Source organism: Selenomonas sp. oral taxon 138 str. F0429, assembly GCF_000318175.2.
Classification (GTDB): Bacteria; Bacillota; Negativicutes; order Selenomonadales; family Selenomonadaceae; genus Centipeda; species Centipeda timonae.
Genome location: NZ_KB290947.1, coordinates 335,078 through 355,347, shown reverse-complemented (window position 1 = coordinate 355,347; position 20,270 = coordinate 335,078). Strand labels below are relative to the sequence as shown.

Here is a 20,270-nt window from a genome sequence, read left to right as displayed (position 1 = left end):
GAGGTAGCCTATGACGATTCAGCCAATTGGCGACAACGCACTTTTGGGCGGTGCCGCACAGCCCTCCTACGATGCGGCGCGCATGAGCGCTGAGAGCAAATCCTTTCAGGCGACGCTTGACGAGCTGCAGCGCAAGGCTGCGGCAGCACCTGAGACAGAGGAGACGGGTTACGTCCCGAAGAATCCAATGAGCGCCGAGGAGCGTGAGGCGAAGAAGTTACGTGAGGCGTGCGAGGGCTTCGAGGCAATGTTTCTCAGCATGATGTATAAGCAGATGCGTGCGACTGTGCCAGAGGGCGGGCTCTTTGGAAAAAAGTCCAATGCGCTTGAGATCTTCGAGGATATGCGCGATACGGAGATGATGAATGCGGCGGCGAAGAGCGGCGGCATCGGCATTGCGGATATGATGTATAAGCAGTTGACCATCAAGACCAGATGAGATATAATGTATACTTATAAGGGGATGCTGCCGGCGCAGCCTCCCCTTTTCTATTATTTGTAGTAAAAGTTCCTTAGTTTGGAGTGTTTATGCGTATTTTAAAGAAAATCCTTGTGCTTCTGGCGGCGCTGCTCTTGACGGCGTCCTCCTATGCGTGGGCGGCAGAGCTGAACGATCTGCGCACGTCGAGTACGGCGGAGCGCGATCGGCTCGTCTTTGACTTTTCAGAGATGCCCATCTATCATGTCAGCCTTTCCGAGGATGGGCGCGAGTTGACCTTTGATTTTGCAGATGCGGATGTGGCGGCGTTTAAACGAGCTTCTGTGCACACAAAGCGCATTGACTCCGTCTCCTATGCGTCGCGCAGCGGGCATTTTTATGTGACGGTCACGATGGCGAAGGGCATGAAGTATGCACTTGGCAATCTGATGAATCCTGCGCGTGTTTTTCTCGATGTGTCACCTGCGGGAGCGAATCCGTCGAAGACGACGCCCGCCGAACCTCCCGTAAAGCTGTCGACGCAGCCAAAGCCCGGAGAAGCTGCGGAAGAGGAGCCGAAGAAGCCCACGCTTCCAATTCTGAAGGAAGAAACGATTGCACCGGGGCTTATGCAGCGCACGTACATTTACGAAGATGAGGACGGGCAGGTGACTTCGTACTTCGTTGAGGCAGATCCCGCGCAGTACAGCGTTCGCCCCGCGCTTGCGCGCGGCATCATCCCAGGGCGGCAGACCGTAACGGGGATTGCGCGCGATACGAATGCGGTGGCGGCGATCAATGCCTCCTACTTTGCGGCAAACGGCGTGATTCTCGGCGTGACGAAGATCGACGGTACGATTGTCGGGACGACCTACTACGATCGCAGCGCATTCGGCGTGATGCCCGACGGCTCCTTTGTATTCGGCACGGTTTCCTACAACGGCACGGTGAAGATCGATCAGGTGACGCTGCCCGTTTCGGGGGTCAACGCCGAGCGCGGTGAGAATGGACTCATCATTTACAACCGCGCTTACGGCAGAACGACGGGGACAAATCCGTACGGGCTCGAATATGTGATTCGGGGGGGCCGCGTGGCAGAGATCAATACGAATGACTCCGTGATTCCCTCGGACGGCTACGTTGTCTCCGTGCACGGCTCCTCGATGGATGCCTTTGCCGCAGCGGGGACGCGCGTCGGTGACCCGACAGTGCTGAGAGAAGAGACCGGCGCGATGTGGGATCGTGCTGTGCAGATCGTCGGCGCAGGACCGCGTCTGGTCGAGAATGGCGTCGTTCATGTGACGGCGGGCGAGGAGCAGTTCCCCGGAGACATTCGCTACGGACGCGCGCCGCGCAGTGCTGTTGGGGTGACGAAGAGTGGAAAAGTGGTTTTTGCTGTGGTCGACGGGCGGCAGTCGCACAGCCACGGACTGACGCTGACGGAGTTCGCCGAGCTGCTCGTGAAATTCGGCGTCCAGAATGCAATCAATCTCGACGGCGGAGGCTCCTCTGCGCTCTATGTGAACGGCGGCGTTGTCAACTCTCCCTCGGACGGGTCGGAGCGGGCGGTCGGCAGTGCGCTGATTTTGCAGAAAAAATGATTTTCCCGCAGATGAGAGAGTCATGAAATAATTTTGACGGTCTGGGCGCAATATGATAGAATGTGTAAAGGTTTACACTCGATGGAAGAATGTTGGCGGAGCGCTCCTGCGCCCGATGTAGGTGATACGACGTTGAAGAACGACATGTTTGATGTCATACAGGCGGATCTTGAGGAATTTGAACCTGCGCTTGCAGAATCCATTATCTCCGAGACCGCTCTCATAACAGATGTGGGAGCACATCTTGTCTCCTCGGGGGGGAAGCGCTTGCGTCCCGCCCTTTTCCTGCTTGCGGCACGCGGCGGTGCGGCGTTTGATCGTGCGCGTGCGATGCCTGTTGCCGTTGCGCTCGAGCTGATTCACACGGCATCCCTCGTGCACGATGATGTCATCGACGAGGCGGATACGCGGCGGGGATCGGCGACGACGAATGCAAAATGGGGCAATCAGGTCGCCATTCTGAGCGGCGATTATCTTTTTGCGCGTGCGTTCAAACTCGTTGCGGAGGCGGGTTATGATTCCTCGGTCTACGTCAAGCTCGCGCAGCTCGTCTGTACGCTGAGCGAGGGTGAGATTCTCCAAGATCACACAGCTTATCAGGTGCCCGCGAGCGAGGATGCGTACTATGAGCGCATCCGCAAGAAGACGGCGGACTTCCTTGAGATCTGCTGTGAACTCGGCGGCGTGATCGGCGGCATGAGTGCGGCAGATACAGAGCGCATGGCGCTCTATGGGCACGCCATCGGCATGGCGTTCCAGATCACGGACGACCTGCTCGACTATCGGCAGACCTCGGAGCACATCGGAAAGCCCGCAGGGCATGACCTCGCGCAGGGCTTCGTGACACTGCCTGTCATCCGTGCGCTCGAAGTGCTGGACGAGGCGGGGCGCATGGAGCTCACGAAGCTCATTACGAATCCGAAGATGACAGAAACGGAGGTCGCACGTGCGCTCGAAATCGTCCGCACGACGGACGGCCTCGACTATGCACAGGAGAAGGCGGACGCCTATCTCGCGCGTGCAAAGGCGGCACTGCCGGAGCCGCTTGACGAGCGCATCCGTGAGACCTGCCTGATGGCGGCGGACTTTATCGGACGCAGAGAGTTTTAGACCTTTTAGGAGAGAACATGGCATAGCCATAAGAAGGAGTCAGCATGTTTGGCATTGGCGTACCCGAACTGATTTTGATACTGGTCGTGGGACTCATCGTCTTTGGTCCCGGCAAGCTCCCCGAGATGGGGCGCTCGCTCGGCAAGGGCATCCGTGAGTTCCGCAAGGCGTCGAATGCGCTGACGGCGGCAATCAACGCACCCGAGCCGCCGCCCGCGGCACCCGCACCGGTACAGCCCGCTGCACAGCCGGCTGCCGCACCGACAGAGGCGCAGGCAGCACCCGCCGCACCCACGGCAACGCCGACGGCAGAGACCGCTGCGGCAGCAGTCGCGGCGCATGCAGCGGAGCAGAGTGGAACAGAAAGCAAGTCTCAATCATAATGTGTAAGATTTGCACAAGCATCATAAATGAGTGAATTATCATTTTAGGAGGTTCTTATGTTTGGTCTGGGAGTTCCCGAACTCGTACTCATCCTCATCATCGGCCTTGTGATCTTCGGCCCCGGCCGCCTGCCCGACATTGGTAAGGCGCTCGGGAAGAGTATCAAGGAATTCAAATCGGCAAACAACGAGTCGCCGCAGGATTCCCGTACGGAGATCAATGTCACCGAGGAGGCGAAGCAGCTCGAGAGCGGCGAGAAAAAAGAGGCGAAGAGTTGATCCATGGCGGAGGAATCGAAACCCCTTGCGACTGAGCAAGGCGACAGCGTAAGCGGGGAGCAGTCCGCGCACGCAGAGCACCCGCCCATCACGCCGCCCGCCCCGCAGACGGAAACACAGAGCGAGGATACCGCAAACCCGGAGGACGACGGCAGCATGACGCTGATTGCGCATCTGACGGAGCTGCGTTCGCGCCTCATCAAATGCTTGCTCGCCGTCGCCGTCGGCTCGGGCGTTGGCTACTATTTCATCGACGACATCATGCACTATCTGACCGTTCCGGTCGGGAAGCTCTACTATATGCAGCCCGCGGAGGCGTTCTTCACCTATATCAAGATCGCCGTCGTCGTGGGCTTTCTTCTCGCGCTGCCTGTGATCTTCTATCACGTCTGGCGCTTCTTCCTGCCTGCACTCACGCGTGCGGAGCGACTCGTGCTTGGGATCGTCGTGCCCGTCTCGGTTGTCCTCTTCTTCCTCGGGCTGGCGTTCTCATTCTTCCTTGTCTTCCCCGCAGCAATCATGTTCTTCAAGGGCTTCGGCAACGAGGAACTCGAGGCGCTCTTTTCTGTGAACCGCTACTTCGAGTTCGTCATCATGTTCGTCCTGCCGTTCGGCTTCGTCTTCGAGCTGCCGCTCGTCATCACGATCCTCGGCAAGCTGGGCTTCATCTCCTCGGACTTCCTGCGGAAATACGCCCGTATCGTCATCTTCCTCTCGTTCGTCATCGCTGCCATCATCTCCCCGACACCGGATGTGTTCACGCAGTCGATGATCGCCCTGCCCATGATTGCACTCTACGGCGTGGGATATCTGATCGTGAGATTTATACTGAGAAAATAAAGTCTCAATAGCGCTTGTAATGCCCCTAAGCGAACCCTAGTGGAGCAAGCGGGGAAAGCGTGCGTTTCGCCCCCTGCGGATTTCTTTCGTTCAAGCGAAGCGCGTTTAAGAAGTCCGCAGGTATTTAGGCGAATAAGTACGCGACCGTTTGCGTAACTAAGCGTTCGCGTGGGGCGTTACAGTCGATATGATACTTGTTTCAACTAGGAGGGAAAATCTTGGCATATAAGGATCTGCGCGAGTACATCGCCGCGCTCGAGGAGCGCGGGCTTTTGAAACGCATCACGGCAGAGGTCGATCCAGAGCTTGAGATCACCGAAATCACCGACCGCATCTCGAAACAGGAGGGGGAGAAGAACGTCGCCCTCCTCTTCGAGAACGTCAAGGGCTCGAAGATGCCCGTGCTCATGAACGCATTCGGCAGCTACGAGCGCATGGCACTTGCCTTCGGCGTGGAGAAGCTCGATGACATCGCGGACGAACTCACGGAGATCCTGAAGATTCCGCACATCTCTCTGCAGAACAAGATGAATCTCATGACACTGATCCCGATGGCGCGTAAGGCGATCAACTTTCCGAAATACGTGAAGAATGCGCCCTGCCAGGAGGTCATCGAGACGGAGCATCCAAACCTCGATGAGATCCCCATCCTGAAATGCTGGCCGGACGACGGCGGCCCATTCGTGACCCTGCCGCTCGTCTTTACGAAGAATCCTGCGACGGGCAAGCGCAACGTCGGCATGTATCGTCTGCAAAAATACGACAGCCGCACGACGGGCATGCACTGGCACATCCACAAGAACGGCGCGGAGAACTTCCGCGATATGAAGGCGCGCGGCGGACAGCGCATCGAGGCGGCGGTCGCCATCGGCACCGACCCCGTCGTCACCTATGCAGCGACGGCGCCGCTCCCGCGCGACATCGACGAGATGGTCTTTGCGGGCTTCCTGCGGCACAAATCCGTCGAGATGGTCAAGTGCATCACGGTCGATCTCGAGGTGCCCGCGACGGCGGAGATCATCCTCGAGGGCTACGTCGATACGAACGAGATGCGCCGCGAGGGGCCGTTCGGCGACCACACGGGCTACTACTCGCTCGCGGACGATTATCCCGTCTTTCACATCACGGCAATCACGCACCGCAAGGATGCAATCTACTCCGCGACGGTCGTCGGCAAGCCGCCGATGGAGGACTGCTTCCTCGCGAAGGCGACGGAGCGCATCTTCTTGCCGCTCCTCAAGCAGATGCTCCCCGAGGTCATCGACGTGAATATGCCGCTCGAGGGCGTTTTCCACGACTGCATCGTCGTGTCCATCAAGAAGCAGTTCCCAATGCACGCGCGCAAGGTTATGCATGCGCTCTGGGGCATGGGGCAGATGATGAACGTGAAGATGATCATCGTCGTGGATGCGCACGTCAACGTGCAGGATATGAAGGAAGTCTGGTGGCGCGTCTTCAACAACATCGACGCGAAATACGATCTCGAGATCGTGCAGGGACCTCTCGATGTGCTCGATCACTCCTCGCCGATGGCGAAGTGGGGCTCGAAGCTCGGCATCGACGCGACGAAGACGTGGCCGGAGGAAGGTCATGCGCGTGAGTGGCCCGATGAGATCGAGATGTCCGAGGAGATTGTAAAGCGCGTTGACGCGCGGTGGAAGGAGTTCGGTCTGGATTGAGCTGGTGGATGGAGCGCCTGCGGGCGCACATGAACAATACCGCCTTTCACCATACGGTGTTCTCCCTGCCGTTTGCCCTAATGGGGGCGCTGCTCGCGGCAGGGGGCAATCCCCCGCTCGGCGATCTCGGTTGGATCGTGCTCGCCATCACGGCGGCGCGCTCGGCGGCGCTTGCCCTCGACAATCTCGCCGATCTGAAATACGATAAGCAGCAGCCCCGCCTCGCCTACCGCGCGATGGTGCAGGGGCGCGTGACAAAGAAGGAGGCGCTCGTCTTTATAGGCGTGTGCCTCCTTGTGCTTGTATTTGCGGTTTTGCAGCTGAACCCCGTCTGCATCCGACTTTTGCCGTTTGCGGCTGTACCCTTTCTCATCTATCCGTATATGAAGCGCGTGACAGGCTGGGTGCATCTCTTCCTCGGCATCGCCATCGGCATGGCGCCTGCGGGCGGCTGGGTGGCAATCAGCGGCAAAGTTGAGCTGCCGACGGTCGTGCTCTTTATCGCAGTTGCACTCTGGATTGCGGCGTTCGACGCGATGTACGGCGCACAGGATGAGGAGTTCGACCGCAGTCAGGGACTCCACTCTCTCGCGGTCACATTCGGTGCGCATGGTGCATTCCAACTTGCGCGCGCCATGCATATTTTTTCGATCCTCCTCTTTATTGCGCTCGGCATGATGATGCACCTCGCATTTCCCTACTACATCGGCGTCGGCATCGCGGCGGGGACGCTCGTCTATCAGCACCGCATTGCGAGCTCGACGAATTTTTCGCGCGTGACGCAGATGTATTTCATGCGGAACGGGATTGTGTCGATTGCGATTTTTGTCTTTACGTGGATCAGCTATTTGGTATAAAGGAGAGCATATGGCACGCATTTTATACGGGAAAGAATTCGCCGCGCGCATCAAGGTGAGCGCAGAGCACGGGGCTCTTCTCCTGCGTGAACGCGGCATCCATCCGCGCCTTGCCGTCATCATTGTGGGCAATGACCCTGCATCCGAGGTCTATGTCCGCAACAAGCAGAAGACCTGTGCGGAGCTGGATATTCTCTCAGATCATATTGCCCTGCCCGCAGAGACGACGCGGGAGGATCTGCTTGCCCGCATCGATGCACTGAACGCGGATGCATCAGTGCACGGCATTCTCGTGCAGCTGCCGTTGCCCGCCGCGCTCGCAGCGCACGAGGATGAGATCCTCAGCCGCATCGATCCCCGCAAGGATGTGGACGGATTCCATCCCATGAACGTCGGGCATCTCTCGATCGGTGCACCGGGGCTGCGTCCCTGCACGCCTGCAGGCTGCATCCGTATGCTCGAGTATGCGGGCATCCCCATTGAGGGGAAGCATGCCGTCATCATCGGGCGCAGCAATATCGTCGGCAAGCCGATGGGGATGCTTCTTTTGGAGCGCCACGCCACCGTCACGCTTTGCCACTCGCGGACGGAGAACCTCTCCGAGATCGCGCGCGAGGCGGACATCCTCGTTGCGGCGGTCGGACAGCCGCACTTCGTCACAGCGGATATGGTGAAGCCCGGCGCGACGGTGATCGACGTCGGCATCAATCGCATTGCGCCGAAGAAGCTGGTCGGGGACGTCGACTTCGAGGCGGTCGAGAAGGTCGCGGGTGCGATCACACCCGTGCCGGGCGGTGTGGGACTTCTGACGGTTGCAATGCTGATGGAGAACGTCGTGCAGGCAGCAGCGGCGCAGATGGCATAGGGGAGGAGCAGAGCATGATGAAATCGGATGTAGAGATTGCACGCGCGGCGCAGCTGCGCCCCATCGCGGAGATTGCAAAGACGCTCGGCATTGCCGAGGAACATATCGAGCCCTATGGACGCTATAAGGCGAAGCTGACGCCCGAGGCACTTGCGGGCGCAGAGAAGAACGGGAAGCTTATCCTCGTCACGGCGATCAACCCGACCCCTGCGGGCGAGGGCAAGACAACGACGAGTGTCGGGCTTGCCGACGCACTTCATCAGCAGGGCAAAAAAACCGTCGTCGCCCTGCGCGAGCCGTCGCTCGGCCCGTGCTTCGGCATGAAGGGCGGCGCGGCGGGCGGCGGCTATGCGCAGGTCGTGCCGATGGAGGACATCAACCTCCACTTCACGGGGGACTTCCACGCGATTACAACGGCGCACAACCTCCTCGCTGCGCTCATAGACAACCACATTTTTCAGGGAAACGCGCTCGACCTTGACGTGAACCGCATTGTGTGGAAGCGCGTCCTCGACATCAACGACCGCGCCTTGCGCCACGTTGTCACGGGGCTTGGTGGACGCGTCCATGGCATCCCGCGCGAGTCGGGCTTTGACATCACGGTCGCCTCGGAGATGATGGCGATTCTCTGCCTTGCGGATGGGCTGGCGGATATGAAGCGCCGCCTCGGGCGCATCCTCATCGGCTACACGCGCGGCGGGCGTCCCGTGCACGCGGAGGAGCTGGGCGCGACGGGCGCATTGACACTCCTCTTCAAGGACGCCATCAAGCCGAACCTCGTGCAGACCATCGAGGGCACGCCCGCGCTCATCCACGGCGGCCCCTTTGCAAACATTGCGCACGGCTGCAGCAGCGTCATGGCAACGAAGTACGCGCTGAAATGCGCCGACTATGTTGTCACCGAGGCGGGCTTTGGCGCGGATCTCGGCGCGGAGAAATTCTTTGACATCAAGTGCCGCCTTGCGGGCCTCGCGCCCGATGCCGTCGTCATCGTCGCCACCGTGCGTGCGCTCAAGATGAACGGCGGCGTGCCGAAGGACGTACTCGGCACGGAGAATCTGGATGCCCTCAAAAAGGGCGCAGCAAATCTCGAAAAGCACATCGAGAACATCGGCAATTTCGGGTTACCCGCCGTCGTTGCGGTCAATGTGTTCCCGACCGATACCGAGGCGGAGCTTTCTCTCCTCGAAGAACTCTGCGTGCGTCTTGGCGCGAAATGCGTGCGCTCCGAGGTCTGGGCGAAGGGCGGCGCGGGCGGTCTCGCACTCGCGGATGCGGTGGAGGAGGCGATTGCAAAGCCCTCGAACTTCCACCCGATCTACGACGAGAAGAAGAGCATTGCAGAGAAGATCGAGACGATTGCACGCGAGATCTACGGCGCAGACGGCGCGGACTTCACACCCGAGGCGAAAAAACAACTGGCGGAGATGGAGACGCTCGGCATGACGGAGACGCCCGTCTGCATGGCAAAGACGCAGTACTCCTTCTCGGATAATCCCGCCCTCCTCGGACGCCCGACGGGCTTCCGCATCACCGTGCGCGAACTGCGCGCCTCCTGCGGCGCGGGCTTCGTCGTCGCACTGACGGGCAGTGTCCTCACCATGCCGGGGCTGCCTAAAGTCCCCGCCGCAATGGGTATGGACATCACCGAGAACGGGATGATTACGGGGTTGTTCTGATGCTGAGATAAGGGACTGCAGGGTGGGGAGTGTGGGAATATTGGATATCGCGGAGCAGCTTCAACATTTGTCTGCGCAAGGAGCGTATGACGAACTTTGTGCGTTGGCGCGGGACTATCTTGGTCGTGATGCAAAAAAGCAGGATCTTGATGCGGTGTATACGGCGCGCATTCTCCTCGGTGAAACCTTGTTGGGACTGTCTGCTGAATCTGGTGATATAGACGGATTCGTGGAGGGAAACCATCTTCTGATGCAGGCGTACAATGAACGAGGAAATGAAGGCCTGTATCATCTCCTGTATACGATTTCCTGCACGCCGAACGAGGAGGAGATGCGCGCCAATTACGAGGCGAACCGCCATGTATTTGCGTCGATGGAGAATTTTTCCTCCCTGCCGGATTATGAGCAGCTTCCAGTCGGGCTCTTTCCTCTGACGGATGCCTACAGTGTGCTCTATGATAAGGAGCGGAAGAGGTTTCTTCTAAATGTGCAGGAAAATGGACTGCAGGCATTGTACCGTGAAATGATCTTGGCCGAGCTCTCTGAGGAGAATAGCATTCTATGTATGGAGCGATTTTCTTATGCCATGCGGGAGCATGAGATACAGATGCTCGGCGAATGCCTTGCGGAAGCCGTTTACAGGGATGACTTTGACGAAGACGCAAAGAGTTCTGCCGAACGATATCATCATCTGTATCCATATGGTGAGCTGTACGAAATATTTTGTGCGGAAGAGGCTCTTGCGCGTGGAGATATCAAGGGGGCGATCCAATACGGAGAAGCAGCATATGAAAAGCGCAAGATGAGTTCAGCTGTGTGCGAATTGCTATATCGCATATATAAGCAGAACGGACAGATGGATCGCGCGCTTCTGTTTCTGGTCTTGCCGAAAGGAAAAGCCCGTATAACTTTTACGGATGATCCGGAAGAGCGCGTCAAATGGCTGCACGCAATTAAAATAGCAGCAACGTGCACACAATTTGCACCAGTCATTACAGATACGCGAGAGACTGAGTGCGGTATAAGATCGAGGCTTTCTGTAGACCTGTGTGAGGAGTTGCCGCGGTTTTCTGAGACACTGCCCTGCTACAGAGCTGGAATCTATAATCCATATGGACAAATGCACATTAAGAGTAAAGTGCTTGAACTCATGAATACTGCTACAGAGCAGAATGGTTTGCCTATCTTTAACGATTTTATTTTTGATATCATGAAATCGCGCGAAACCATGGAGTTTCATGCGTGTCCGCAAGGTGCTGATCCTGTGCTGTGTCCTATTGCGGCAAAGTATTTGCATCAGATGCTGCACATTGAGGGGGACGATGTTGATCGCATGATGATGCTTGGACGCGGTGAGTTTAATTTCTACCGTGTCGAAGCACCAGTGACATTTCGATCAGAGGAGGCGTTTCTCGTTGGTGCACCTGTGGTGCTTTGTCATAGCTCACAGCGTAAAAAGGTTGTTCTGAACATTCTTTCTGATGGCCTTTGTTGGAAGGAGATACAGAATGAACATGCAGAATTGATGCCGAATCTCCTGCACTTTTTTAGTACAGGAGTGATTTTTGATAATAATTTCTCTACAGCAGAATATACTTATCCTGCCTTGGCAACGATTGAAACGGGACTCTATCAGCATCATACACAGATCGCAAAACCGGGGATTCCCTTTGCACTCGACCAATCCTATGTCACAGTATCAGAGCAAATGAAAGCACTCGGATACTATTGTACCAATATACAGGGAGATGGGCAGGGAATTTATAACGGTGCGACGCGAGGGTTCGATCGGCTGATCGTAAATCATTGGATGCTGCGTGCGGCAGACGGTGTTGAGCGAGTCATTCGTCATCTCGAGACCTTTGATGAATGCGATAACTTCCTCTTTATGCACTTTGCGGATACACATCCGTATAATTCAGATGTCAGTACGCCCGCCTGTGCATCCGCACATCTTCCTCTTGCAGATGCCCTGCAGCCGCAGGATCTGGGCGCATCCGTATTCCTGAAGCAAAACCCGCTCAGTCAGTATGTCAACCGCAGCGAAATACGTGCAGTGGATCGGCAGCTGGGATATCTCTTCGACTATCTTACGTCACATTATGAGGAGGACGAATACATTGTTCTGCTCTACTCCGATCACGGAGCGTCGGTGCATGCGCGTAGTCCGTATCTGCTGAGTGAGGAGCAGACGGGAGCGGCACTGATGGCGCGCGGAGCAGGTGTTCCTGCGCTTGGGCGCGTGGATGAGCTGACGAGCTCCGTGGACATCTACAAGATCCTCGGAAAACTCGCGGGCTATCCGATCGACGCGGCGCATCTGGATGGAAACCTGCCCGAGGCATTTGGCGGACAGCGGCGGGAATACACCGTCAGCAACTCCATCTATCCGGGGCAGACGTACAAGATCTGCGTGCGCACAGAGCAATATGCGTTCCACCTCGAAACGGAGGAATTCACGCGCGAGGATGGGACGATCTCGCTTGACCGCTATACCTACCACATACACGAGCGTAGCGAAAGCTATCGCGAGGTGTTTGACGACGCGCTTGCACGGTATTTCCTCGATATTGTGTGGCAGTATACGGAGAGCTTCCGTCGGTGAGTGTGTACGTAATTCTTGCAAAAAGACGCGTTTTATGCTAATCTTACCTTTGCAATTTATAGTAAGAGAGCATTGACGACGTGCGGACGCCCTCGTCCCCTCGGGACGGGGGCGTTTCTTTCGGGAGGAACAGATATATGTGTCAGGAATCCGGTGCGAACATTCCAAAGACCTATGACCCTGCATCGTTTGAGCGCAAATGGTACAGCTATTGGGAAGAACATAAACTCTTTCACGACGAGGCGGACGAGAGCCGTGAACCATACAGTGTCGTGATCCCACCGCCGAATGTGACGGGGCAGCTGCACATGGGGCACGCGCTCGACAATACGCTTCAGGATATCCTCGTGCGCTATCAGCGCATGCGCGGCAAGAACGTCGTCTGGGTGCCGGGCTGCGACCATGCGGGCATTGCGACACAGGCAAAGGTTGAGGAGAGCCTGCGCGTGGAGGGTACGAACCGCTTCGAGCTCGGGCGCGAGAAGTTCCTGGAGCGCGTATGGGACTGGAAGCAGCAGTATGGCGACCGCATCATGTACCAGCTGCGCATGCTCGGCGCATCCTGTGACTGGGACCGTGAGCGCTTCACGATGGACGAGGGTTGCTCGCGCGCCGTGCGCGAGGTCTTCGTGAGTCTCTACGAGCAGGGGCTCATCTATCAGGGGACGCGCATTACGAATTGGTGCCCGCACTGCACGACGGCAATCTCGGATATCGAGGTCGAGCACGAGACGGAGGCGGGGCATCTCTGGCATCTCCGCTATCAGATTGAGGGGACGGACGAGTACGTCGAGATTGCAACGACGCGCCCTGAGACGATGTTCGGCGATACGGGTGTCGCCGTGCACCCCGACGATGCGCGCTACAAGGCACTCGTCGGCAAGACGCTGATCCTGCCCGTTGTGGGGCGGCGCATTCCGCTCTTTGCGGATTCCTATGTCGATCCCGCATTCGGCACGGGCGCAGTGAAGGTAACGCCTGCACACGATCCAAATGACTTCGAGATGGGGCAGCGCCACAACCTCGAGCAGGTTGTCGTCATCAATGCAGACGGCACAATGGGCGAGGGCGCGGGCAAATACGCGGGGCTCGACCGCTACGAATGCCGCAAGCAGCTCGTCAAGGAGCTCGAGGAGATCGGCGCGCTCGTCAGCACGGAGAAGCACGAGCACGCCGTCGGGCACTGCTCGCGCTGCAAGACGACGATTGAGCCGCTCGTGTCGAAGCAGTGGTTTGTCCGCATGGAGGATCTCGCGAAACCCGCGATTGCAGCGGTGAAGGACGGACGCATCCGCTTCGTCCCCGAACGCTTTACGAAGATCTACGAAAACTGGCTCGAGAATATCCGCGACTGGTGCATCTCGCGTCAGCTCTGGTGGGGGCACCGCATTCCCGCATGGCACTGCGCGGACTGCGGCGAGACCTCTGTTTCGCGTGAGGACATTATGGCGTGCACGCACTGCGGCAGCACGCACATCCATCAGGACGAGGACGTGCTCGATACGTGGTTCAGCTCCGCGCTCTGGCCGTTCGAGACGATGGGCTGGCCGGAGGATACGAAAGACCTGCGCCATTTCTACCCGACGGCGACCCTCGTCACGGGCTATGACATTATCTTTTTCTGGGTTGCACGCATGGTTATGATGGGGCTGCGCTTCGGCGGCGACGTGCCGTTCCGCGATGTCTTTATCCACGGGCTCGTGCGCGACAGTGAGGGGCGCAAGATGTCGAAGTCTCTCGGCAACGGCATCGACCCCGTGGAAGTCATTGAGAAATACGGTGCGGATACGCTGCGCTTCATGCTCATCACGGGCAATACGCCGGGCAACGACATGCGCTTCTACTGGGAGCGCGTCGAGGCAGCGCGCAATTTCGCAAATAAAATCTGGAATGCGTCGCGCTATATGCTGATGAATCTCGAAGGCGCGGACGACAGCTTTGTGCCCGAGGAGAGCGACTATACGCTTGCGGATCGCTGGATTCTCTCGCGTGCGGCGGAGACGGCGCGCGATGTGACGGCGAATCTTGAGAACTACGAGCTCGGCGAAGCCGGCCGCATGATCTACGAGTTCCTGTGGAGCGAGTTCTGCGATTGGTACATCGAGCTGACGAAGGCGCGCCTCTACGACAAGGAAAATATACGCGCAAAGAACACGGCGCTCTACGTCCTGCGCACGGTGCTCGAGCGCACGATGCGCCTCCTGCATCCCTTCATGCCCTTCCTCACAGAGGAGATCTGGCAGAAACTCCCGCATGAGGGCGAGTGCATTATGCGCGCGCCGTGGCCCGAGGTCAGTGACAATGACATCGATGCAGAGGCTGAGACGGCGATGATCGCCATCATGGAGGTCATCAAGGTGACGCGCAATCTGCGCGCGGAGCTCGGCACGCCGCCGGGAAAAAAGAGCGCGCTCATCCTGCGCATGCGCGACGCGGCGCTTGCGGACACATTTGCATCGCACGTCGATTATTTCCATGCGCTTGCGTCCGCGTCCGCAGTCACATTCCTCGCGGCGGATGCGCCCGATCCGGAGAATGTCGTGACGGGGGCACTGGCAGGAGCGGCGGTCTATCTGCCGCTCGCGGGGCTCATCGACGTAGAGAAGGAGACGGCGCGCCTGACGAAGGAGCGCGACAATCTCGAGAAGGAGATTGGGCGCCTCACGGGCAAGCTCGCGAACGAGGGCTTTACATCGAAGGCGCCTGCCGCCGTCGTGGCGGCGGAACGCGAGAAGTTGGCGGGCTATGAGGAGAAGGTCGCCCTCATCCGGACGCGTCTTGCGGATCTGGCGAAGCTCTGAGGTGCTCCGATGAACTATGTGGAGTCGCTTCACTATCTTGAGGAATTGAATACCTTCGGCATTCGATTGGGGCTTGCGCGCATGGAGGAGCTGTGCGCGCGCCTCGGAAACCCTGAGTGCGCCTATGCGGTGATCCACATCGCGGGGACAAACGGCAAGGGCTCCGTCACGAAGATGATGGACGCTGTTTTCCATGCGGCGGGCATCCGATCGGGGCGTTATCTCTCGCCGCATCTCATCTCCTATACGGAGCGCATGAGCGTGGACGGGCACGATATCCCAGAGGCGCGCTTTGCAGAGCTCCTCACGCGCGTGCGCTCGGCTACGGATGAGATGGTCGCGGCGGGACACGAACACCCAACGCAGTTCGAGGCGCTGACGGCGCTCGCCTTTCTCTACTTTGCAGAGGAGCAGGTTGAAGTCGCCGTCATCGAGACGGGGCTCGGCGGCCTCCTCGACTCGACGAATGTCGTCGAGCCGATCCTTACGATCATTACAAATGTGGCGATGGATCACGCCGACCGCTGCGGCGGGACGCTCGCGGGCATCGCAGAGCACAAGGCGGGCATCATCAAGGAGGGGATCCCTGTCATCACGGCGGCGACGGGAGAACCGCTCGAGATCATCGAGCGGCGTGCTGAGGAACTGGGCGCGGATGTCTTCGTCTGCGGTGAGGATTTCTCTGCACAGCTTTTCTTTCCAAACGGCGGCGGACAGCGCGTCACCTTCCACTCCGTCGTCTGCCGCGAGCCGGAGCCGTTCGAACTCGCCCTCGCGGGCGTCTATCAGGCGGAGAATGCGGCGCTCGTCATCATGGCGGCAAAACTGCTCGAGCGCGAGGACGCGCGCGTGACGGAGAACGCCGTGCGCGCGGGGCTGCGCAGCGTGCGTCATCCCGCACGCTTTGAGATCCTCTCGTATGAGGGCGTGCCCGTCGTCGTGGATGGCGCGCACAATCCCGCGGGCATGAAGGCACTGCGCGCGGGACTCGACCGTTACTTTCCCGATGCGCCGCGCGTCTTTTTGCTCGGTATTCTCAAGGATAAAGATATTGATGGTATGCTCGCCGCGCTTCTGCGCCCCTCTGATCAGGTCGTCACCGTGCGTCCAAACTCCGAGCGCGCGGCGGCGGCGGATGTTGTGGCGGGCATTGCTGCAGGGCTAGGGCTCTCCACCCATGCGTGCAACGATGCGGAGACGGCGCTCGCCGAGGCTGTCGCACGCGCACGCGCAGGTAATGCGCTCCTCGTCGCCGCCGGCTCGCTCTATCTCGTGGGCGGCATCCGTGCGCTCCTCACGGCGGGGAGGTGACGGCGTGGCAGAGGACTACTTTCAGGAGCGGCGGCGCGTGCTGCGCCGCCGTCGCTGGGGCGCGCGTATGGCGCGTCTTATGATGTATGCCGTTGTCGCTGAGGCGTTTCTCATCCCGCTCGCACCGCTGGCGGCGATGGTTGTGCTGCTCCTCGGCTGTGGGGCGATGCTCCTGCGGCTACGGATCGATCGGAACTTTCATCTGCGCCGTCTGCCGTACGATGCGCCGGCGCTGCTCTTTGTCGTCATCGGACTCCTGTCCGTGGCGGTTGCGCCGGACAAGGCGTTCAGCTTTTACAATTTCTACCATCTCGTGCCGATCTACGCCATGACCTATCTGCTCGTTGGGCAGACCCTGCGCACGGCGCATGAACTGCGGCGCGTTGTCATTGCGATGGCAGTGTCGGCGGCGCTCGTCATCCTTTATGGCTTCTATCAGTTCATCTTTGGCATCGACATCTCCGCGATGAAATGGGTGGACGGGGCGTCGTTCCCCGAACTCTCGAAGCGCGTCTTCTCGACGTGGGAGAATCCAAACATCCTTGCGGGCTATCTCGATATCGTCGTCTGCATTTTCATTGGATTGCTGAGCGCGCTCACGCGCACATGGCGCATCCTCGCACTCGTGCTCCTTGTGGCGGCACTTGCCTGCCTCGGCATGACCTATGCGCGCGGTGCATGCCTTGTCGTCGCCCTCGTACTTGCGGGCTACGGCGCGCTGCGCGACTGGCGCGTCCTCCTCGGGATCGTCGTCGTCGGTGCGGGAGCGCTCCTCGTTGATCCCGTGCTCGCAGATCGTCTGCTCTCCGTCTTCACGCGTGTGGATACGTCGTCGGAGATGCGGCTTGCGTTCTGGGAGAGCACGATTGCGATGGTGATGGATCATCCCTTCCTCGGCATCGGCTGGGGCATGTATTTCATGGTCTACCCCGAGTACGACTTCTACTTGCAGGGCGCGCCCGTGCAGATCGTGCACGCCCACAATATGTATCTGAACTATGCAGCGGAGATTGGTGTGCCGGGTGCACTCTCCTTCCTCTGGTTCTTCTTCGGCTCGCTCGTGCTCGCCTTTCGTCTGCCGAAGCGCACGCCGCCGTGGGAGGCGGTGCTCGCCGCGCATGAGCACGAGTGGAAGACCGTTGCCGATGTGCGTGCCGCGCTCGCACGCTGGCGCAGACGCCGCTTCGTCGAGGGACTTTCGCTCGGGCTTGGACTCGCGTTCATCTCCGTTGCTCTCAACGGCATCACAGATCATCTGCTCTTTAATATACCGTCCTCCATGCTGCTCTGGATGCTCGCCGCTATGACGGCGGCGGTGCATGCGATTGCGGGGGAGATGAGGGAAGGATGACTATGCAGGAACATCTATCGATATCCAAGGCGACGGTCGACCGTCTGCCGCGCTACTACCGCTGTCTGCGTCAGCTGACAGACGAGGGCGTGGAGATTGCCTCCTCGGAGGAGCTTGGCCGCCGCCTTGCCATCAACCCCGAACAGATTCGTAAAGATTTGGCGTTCTTCGGACAATTTGGCAAGAAGGGCGTCGGCTACTATGTCACAGAGCTCAAGGAGAGCATCGGCGGCATATTGGGACTCGATCAGCATTGGAATGTCGCGATCATCGGAATGGGGCATCTCGGTGCGGCGCTCGCAAACTATCAGGGAATTGCGCGACTCGGCTTCCGCCTTGCCGCGATTTTCGACGCGAATCCCGTCGTGATCGGCACGCGCGTCGGAGAGCGCCGCGTGGAGGACATTGCCTATCTCGCGGAGATCATCGCCGAGCGTGACATTCAGATCGGCGTCATCGCCGTGCCCGCAGCGCATGCGCAGGGTGTCGCCGATCAGCTTGTAGCGGCGGGCATTCGCGGGATCTGGAACTTCGCGCCCGTGAAGCTGAGAGTGCCGCCGAGCATACCGTTTGTCAGCGAAGATCTGTCTGTCGGACTCAGCGCACTCTCGTATTATCTGACGCACACGAGCGCGGAAGACGGGGAGTTATCAGACAAAAATTTAACGAATTAAAACTTCTTTGCCCTTTTTTTCACAAATCACAGAAAATGCCGTCAATGTAATCTTGACGGCATTTTTTTTTCGTGATATCCTATGGACAGATATAATTGACTTATGTAGCTACGATAACTTGCAGTTATTCTGAACATTCCTACCATGAATAATTCACAAGATGAAACAAGATGTTCCGAATATCTGCGGATTTTTGGCGCGTGAGTCATAGGAGCAATGGACGACGGCGGCGTTTGCTGTCCGGCGTATCAGAGGGAGGTTTTTCTATGATCGATATTTCCGATCGCATACCCAAGTCCCTGATGGACAGGATTGTGAGCGCGGAGACGGCGGCAGAATACTTTGCCGACGGCATGACCATCGGTGCGAGCGGCTTCACCCCGTCCGGCTATCCGAAGGCAGTCACGCTTGCCATCGCCGAGCGCATGAAGAAGAATCCGTTCAAGGTGAACATCTGGACGGGTGCTTCGACAGGGCCCGAGCTGGACGGTGCTCTGGCTGAAGCGGGTGGCATCAAGCAGCGTCTTCCCTATCAGACGAATACGCCGCTGCGCAATGCGATCAACTCCGGTCTCGTGAACTACATCGATATGCACCTTTCCGAGGTGGCACAGCAGTCGCGCGAGGGCTTCCTCGGCAAGATCGACGTCGCACTCGTCGAAGCGGTTGCCATCACTGAGGAGGGCATCATCCCCTCGACCTCGGTCGGCAATACGCCGTCCTTCATCCAAAGTGCGGACGTGGTCATCGTCGAGGTGAATACGAGCCAGCCGATGGAACTCGTCGGCATGCACGACATCTACATCCCCCTCGATCCGCCGAACCGTCTGCCGATTCCCATCACGAAGGCGGGCGATCGCATCGGCACGACCTTTATGCCCTGTCCGCTCGAGAAGATCAAGTACATCGTCCCCTGCGACATCACGGACAAGACGCGTCCGCTCGCTCCGCTCGATGATGCGGCGCGCAAGATGGGCGCATTCACGGTCGAACTCCTCAAGAAGGAGATCGCCGAGGGTCGTATGCCGAAGGGACTCCTGCCCTTGCAGTCGGGCGTCGGCAACGTCGCAAACGCGGTTATCGCGGGCTTTGTGAACTCCGACTTCACGGATCTTGAGGTCTACACCGAGGTCATCCAGGACGGCATGTTCGACCTTGCGGATGCGGGCAAGCTGAAGTTTGCGTCGGGCACGGCGTTCTCGCCCTCGCCGGACGGTCTCCAGCGCTTCTACAAGGACATCGACAAGTACAAGAAGATCATGATGCTCCGCCCGCAGGAGATCTCGAACAACCCCGAGGTTGTCCGCCGTCTCGGCGTCATCGCGATGAACACGGCGATCGAGGTCGACATCTACGGCAACGTCAATTCCACGCACGTCACGGGCTCGAAGATGATGAACGGCATCGGCGGCAGCGGCGACTTCGCACGCAACGCCTACCTCACGATCTTCTACACGCAGTCCGAGGCAAAGGGCGGCAAGATCTCCTCGATCGTTCCGTTCTGCTCGCACATCGATCACGGTGCGCATGATGTCGATATCATCATCACGGAGCAGGGCGTTGCGGATCTGCGCGGCAAATCCCCGCGTGAGCGCGCACTCGAGATCATCAACAACTGCGCGCATCCGGACTTCCGTCCGATCCTGCTCGACTACTACGAGCGTGCACTTGCAGCGACCAAGGGCGCACAGACGCCGCACCTGCTCGATGAGGCGCTTTCCTTCCATCAGCGCTTCCTCGCGACTGGGTCGATGCAGAAATAAATTATAAAAAAAGGGCACAAAGCCCTTTAGGGGGATATACCCCCAACAAAAGAA

16 protein-coding genes are annotated in these 20,270 nt (G+C 58.6%); all 16 read left to right on the top strand.

Annotated elements, in window-relative coordinates; translation table 11 throughout:
* Nucleotides 1–10 precede the first annotated feature (10 nt).
* The 16 genes from HMPREF9163_RS08695 to HMPREF9163_RS08620 all read left to right on the top strand — a co-directional run bounded on the left by HMPREF9163_RS08695 (nucleotide 11) and on the right by HMPREF9163_RS08620 (nucleotide 20,216).
* Nucleotides 11–439, top strand: a complete 429-nt coding sequence (locus tag HMPREF9163_RS08695) for a rod-binding protein (RefSeq protein WP_009441376.1) — start codon at nucleotides 11–13, stop codon at nucleotides 437–439.
* Nucleotides 440–528: 89 nt separating this feature from the next.
* On the top strand, nucleotides 529–2,019 hold the full coding sequence (locus HMPREF9163_RS08690) for a phosphodiester glycosidase family protein (RefSeq protein ID WP_009441375.1): 1,491 nt from the start codon (nucleotides 529–531) through the stop codon (nucleotides 2,017–2,019).
* 144 nt (nucleotides 2,020–2,163) lie between these two features.
* The gene (locus tag HMPREF9163_RS08685; RefSeq protein ID WP_037346831.1) at nucleotides 2,164–3,129 is read left to right on the top strand and encodes a polyprenyl synthetase family protein; all 966 of its coding nucleotides are present in this window, start codon (nucleotides 2,164–2,166) and stop codon (nucleotides 3,127–3,129) included.
* Nucleotides 3,130–3,173: 44 nt separating this feature from the next.
* Nucleotides 3,174–3,512 (top strand): twin-arginine translocase TatA/TatE family subunit, encoded by a 339-nt coding sequence (gene tatA / locus HMPREF9163_RS08680; protein ID WP_009441373.1) that lies wholly within the window; start codon nucleotides 3,174–3,176, stop codon nucleotides 3,510–3,512.
* Between the two features lie 57 nt (nucleotides 3,513–3,569).
* Nucleotides 3,570–3,791: a twin-arginine translocase TatA/TatE family subunit gene (tatA, locus tag HMPREF9163_RS08675; RefSeq protein WP_009441372.1), complete on the top strand. Its 222-nt coding sequence runs from the start codon at nucleotides 3,570–3,572 to the stop codon at nucleotides 3,789–3,791.
* Nucleotides 3,792–3,794: 3 nt separating this feature from the next.
* Nucleotides 3,795–4,631, top strand: coding sequence for a twin-arginine translocase subunit TatC (gene tatC / locus HMPREF9163_RS08670; RefSeq protein ID WP_009441371.1), 837 nt, complete (start codon nucleotides 3,795–3,797; stop codon nucleotides 4,629–4,631).
* 218 nt (nucleotides 4,632–4,849) lie between these two features.
* Nucleotides 4,850–6,310 (top strand): menaquinone biosynthesis decarboxylase, encoded by a 1,461-nt coding sequence (locus HMPREF9163_RS08665; protein WP_037346721.1) that lies wholly within the window; start codon nucleotides 4,850–4,852, stop codon nucleotides 6,308–6,310.
* Nucleotides 6,311–6,318: 8 nt separating this feature from the next.
* Complete coding sequence (locus HMPREF9163_RS08660; protein ID WP_009441368.1) at nucleotides 6,319–7,167, top strand: 4-hydroxybenzoate octaprenyltransferase; 849 nt, start codon at nucleotides 6,319–6,321, stop codon at nucleotides 7,165–7,167.
* A gap of 10 nt (nucleotides 7,168–7,177) precedes the next feature.
* On the top strand, nucleotides 7,178–8,032 hold the full coding sequence (locus HMPREF9163_RS08655) for a bifunctional 5,10-methylenetetrahydrofolate dehydrogenase/5,10-methenyltetrahydrofolate cyclohydrolase (protein WP_009441366.1): 855 nt from the start codon (nucleotides 7,178–7,180) through the stop codon (nucleotides 8,030–8,032).
* Between the two features lie 17 nt (nucleotides 8,033–8,049).
* A complete protein-coding gene (locus tag HMPREF9163_RS08650) occupies nucleotides 8,050–9,711 on the top strand; it encodes a formate--tetrahydrofolate ligase (RefSeq protein ID WP_037346828.1) in 1,662 nt (553 codons plus the stop codon).
* Nucleotides 9,712–9,742: 31 nt separating this feature from the next.
* Complete coding sequence (locus tag HMPREF9163_RS08645; protein WP_009441364.1) at nucleotides 9,743–12,316, top strand: sulfatase-like hydrolase/transferase; 2,574 nt, start codon at nucleotides 9,743–9,745, stop codon at nucleotides 12,314–12,316.
* A gap of 137 nt (nucleotides 12,317–12,453) precedes the next feature.
* Entirely contained in the window at nucleotides 12,454–15,117 is a 2,664-nt protein-coding gene (locus tag HMPREF9163_RS08640; protein ID WP_009441363.1) for a valine--tRNA ligase, read from the top strand.
* A gap of 9 nt (nucleotides 15,118–15,126) precedes the next feature.
* Entirely contained in the window at nucleotides 15,127–16,428 is a 1,302-nt protein-coding gene (locus HMPREF9163_RS08635; protein ID WP_009441362.1) for a folylpolyglutamate synthase/dihydrofolate synthase family protein, read from the top strand.
* 4 nt (nucleotides 16,429–16,432) lie between these two features.
* Complete coding sequence (locus HMPREF9163_RS08630) at nucleotides 16,433–17,779, top strand: O-antigen ligase (protein WP_037346719.1); 1,347 nt, start codon at nucleotides 16,433–16,435, stop codon at nucleotides 17,777–17,779.
* A gap of 2 nt (nucleotides 17,780–17,781) precedes the next feature.
* Nucleotides 17,782–18,453 (top strand): redox-sensing transcriptional repressor Rex, encoded by a 672-nt coding sequence (locus tag HMPREF9163_RS08625; RefSeq protein ID WP_037346717.1) that lies wholly within the window; start codon nucleotides 17,782–17,784, stop codon nucleotides 18,451–18,453.
* Between the two features lie 266 nt (nucleotides 18,454–18,719).
* Entirely contained in the window at nucleotides 18,720–20,216 is a 1,497-nt protein-coding gene (locus tag HMPREF9163_RS08620) for an acetyl-CoA hydrolase/transferase family protein (protein WP_009441358.1), read from the top strand.
* The last annotated feature ends 54 nt before the right edge of the window (nucleotides 20,217–20,270 follow it).

Bases quoted from the DNA above. Each gene is read 5' to 3' on its own strand.
- HMPREF9163_RS08695 (WP_009441376.1), top strand. From the start codon at position 11: ATGACGATTCAGCCAATTGGCGACAACGCACTTTTGGGCGGTGCCGCA.
- HMPREF9163_RS08690 (WP_009441375.1), top strand. From the start codon at position 529: ATGCGTATTTTAAAGAAAATCCTTGTGCTTCTGGCGGCGCTGCTCTTG.
- HMPREF9163_RS08685 (WP_037346831.1), top strand. From the start codon at position 2,164: ATGTTTGATGTCATACAGGCGGATCTTGAGGAATTTGAACCTGCGCTT.
- tatA (WP_009441373.1), top strand. From the start codon at position 3,174: ATGTTTGGCATTGGCGTACCCGAACTGATTTTGATACTGGTCGTGGGA.
- tatA (WP_009441372.1), top strand. From the start codon at position 3,570: ATGTTTGGTCTGGGAGTTCCCGAACTCGTACTCATCCTCATCATCGGC.
- tatC (WP_009441371.1), top strand. From the start codon at position 3,795: ATGGCGGAGGAATCGAAACCCCTTGCGACTGAGCAAGGCGACAGCGTA.
- HMPREF9163_RS08660 (WP_009441368.1), top strand. From the start codon at position 6,319: ATGGAGCGCCTGCGGGCGCACATGAACAATACCGCCTTTCACCATACG.
- HMPREF9163_RS08655 (WP_009441366.1), top strand. From the start codon at position 7,178: ATGGCACGCATTTTATACGGGAAAGAATTCGCCGCGCGCATCAAGGTG.
- HMPREF9163_RS08650 (WP_037346828.1), top strand. From the start codon at position 8,050: ATGAAATCGGATGTAGAGATTGCACGCGCGGCGCAGCTGCGCCCCATC.
- HMPREF9163_RS08640 (WP_009441363.1), top strand. From the start codon at position 12,454: ATGTGTCAGGAATCCGGTGCGAACATTCCAAAGACCTATGACCCTGCA.
- HMPREF9163_RS08635 (WP_009441362.1), top strand. From the start codon at position 15,127: ATGAACTATGTGGAGTCGCTTCACTATCTTGAGGAATTGAATACCTTC.
- HMPREF9163_RS08625 (WP_037346717.1), top strand. From the start codon at position 17,782: ATGCAGGAACATCTATCGATATCCAAGGCGACGGTCGACCGTCTGCCG.
- HMPREF9163_RS08620 (WP_009441358.1), top strand. From the start codon at position 18,720: ATGATCGATATTTCCGATCGCATACCCAAGTCCCTGATGGACAGGATT.